Raw genomic sequence first — 616 nt, 5'->3', positions numbered from 1 at the left:
GTGATGCGGTCAGTACTGTCGGTCGGGGCCATGGCATTCTCCTGCGTTGTGGTGGGACAGGAGAAAGTCTGTGGCTGATGGTGTTCTGAAAAAAGGTGTCGATTCTGGGGCGCTTACGATAGATCTGAAGAAATAAAGCGATCAAGTCGTTATTTGTTTGATGCTGAAGCTGTGATTATCCCGGGCGAGGGAATGAGATTCATCCCTAAATATTATTGTGGAAAATTTGACTTGCATCAACGCGCCTATGCATTATCAGATTTTCGTGAAGTCGGAAAGTTTACTAGAGTTTAGAGTTTCAGAGGAGAAAAACCACTAAAAATCTCAAAAAATAGTTGACATAGCAAGGCGCGGCCTCTCAGAAGAGAAATCAACACAAACGCTGCCAGCCATGGAGAGCGAAGCGAAGGCTGGTAGTCCCCAGTAGCCGCGAGACCGCACTGTTTTCCCGGCGTGCCTTGCGCCAGAGGGAAAACAAAGTAGGCCTACGAACGCGGCGTCCAGTCATTGGGAGCCAAGTACGGAGCAGCAACGAGCTTGCGAAGTTGTTGCGCAGTGCTTGGTGACCAGGACGGCTGGGGCACCAATAGGTTGTCAAAGGCCGAGTCGATTTTGG

The 616-nt window shown here is 50.0% G+C and carries 1 protein-coding gene; it reads right to left on the bottom strand.

Annotated features, from left to right (window positions below; all coding sequences use genetic code 11):
* Positions 1–370 precede the first annotated feature (370 nt).
* The coding region (locus ACOCD2_RS24970; protein WP_419626357.1) for a hypothetical protein at positions 371–616 on the bottom strand (246 nt) is incomplete at its 5' end.

This window comes from Thiolapillus sp., assembly GCF_048562965.1.
Classification (GTDB): Bacteria; Pseudomonadota; Gammaproteobacteria; order Chromatiales; family Chromatiaceae; genus Thiolapillus; species Thiolapillus brandeum_A.
The sequence above is the reverse complement of the archived record's forward strand: the minus strand, read 5'-3'. Positions and strand labels throughout refer to the sequence as shown.